Below are 1,471 nucleotides of genomic sequence, written 5' to 3'. Positions count from 1 at the left end.
AACTACCATCGCCTCCGCCGCAAACGGGATGCCCTTCCAGCTGGCCACGCCCTTGTCGACGGCGCCCTGGACCTTGCCGGTGTCCGTCGTCACGACGGGACCGCTGGCGGCGTGCGCGGCGGAGGCGATGGTAGTTAGCGCTAACACGAGCAGGGATGGCAGGGTCGGGCGTGGCATGGTGTCTCCTTGTTGTGGGTATGGAATGCATCCCGATGCTAATGACCATATGGCAACCCGTCAATGGAAACCTCGCCTTGTGCGGTAAGTACGGCGCAACAAATAATCGAATTCGTCAAAATTCTCTCGCATTCTCATGTGAAAAATGATTAAATCACCAAATGGATTTCCACATGGAAATATTATGAACATCATGACGCCACCACGAGAAGCCATGCATATGATCGCCCCTGCCCCGGTCACCTCCCGGGATGACCTTGCCCACGCCGCGCTGGATGCCATCAACCGCGCCCAGGCCGTGATCGAATTCGGTCTCGACGGCCGCATCCTGCACGCCAACCAGAACTTCCTCGACGCGCTCGGCTACGAGCTGCACGAAGTCGTCGGGCAGCCGCATGCGATGTTCTGCGAACCGGAGTACGTGCGCTCGCAGGCTTACCGCGACTTCTGGAAGCACTTGGCCGCGGGCGAATACCACGCGGGCGAGTTCAAGCGCGTGACCCGCGACGGCAGCCCGGTGTGGATCCACGCCACGTACAATCCGGTCCTCGATGCGGACGGCAAACCCGCGAAGGTCGTCAAGTTCGCCACCGACATCACGGCGGCCAAGCTGCGCAACATCGACTTCGAGGGCAAGATGGCCGCGATCGACCGCACCCAGGCCGTCATCGAATTCGATTTGCAGGGCAATGTGCTGCACGCGAACGACAACTTCCTCGCCGTGACGGGTTATACGCTCGACGAGGTGCGCGGGCGCCACCACCGCATGTTCTGCCTGCCGGAGCACGCGCGCTCGGCCGGGTACCTCGCGTTCTGGGAACGGCTCGGGCGCGGCCAGGCCGACAGCGGCGAGTACCGCCGCGTGACGAAGGACGGCCGGACCGTGTGGATCCTCGCCGCGTACAACCCGGTCTTCGACGCCGACGGCAAGCCGGTCAAGATCGTCAAGTTCGCCACCGACATCACGGCGCGCAAGGCGCTCGCCGCCGAGAGCCGCGGCAAGCTGGACGCCATCGGCCGCTCGCAGGCCGTGATCGAGTTCGACCTGCACGGCAACGTGCTGGCCGCGAACGACAACTTCCTGCGCACGATGGGCTATCTCGCGGACGAAGTGGTCGGCCGCCATCACAGCATGTTCTGCGACGAGGCGCTCATCCAGAGCGCCGGATACCGCAACTTCTGGTCCGACCTGGCGCGCGGCCAGTTCCAGTCCGGCCGCTTCCGCCGCCGCGGCAAGCACGGCGCCGACATCTGGATCCAGGCCACGTACAACCCGATCCTCGACGCCGACGGC

1 protein-coding gene is annotated in these 1,471 nt (G+C 64.1%); it reads left to right on the top strand.

Going from position 1 to position 1,471, the window contains the following annotated elements; genetic code table 11:
• Positions 1 to 397: 397 nt before the first annotated feature.
• On the top strand, positions 398 to 1,471 hold a 1,074-nt coding region (locus ACEN88_RS31515; RefSeq protein ID WP_413346071.1), incomplete at its 3' end, for a PAS domain-containing protein.

This window comes from Massilia sp. CT11-108 (assembly GCF_047302915.1).
GTDB classification, from domain to species: Bacteria; Pseudomonadota; Gammaproteobacteria; order Burkholderiales; family Burkholderiaceae_D; genus Telluria; species Telluria orientalis.
Note: the sequence above shows the minus strand (reverse complement) of the source record. Positions and strands in the feature narration are given on the sequence as shown.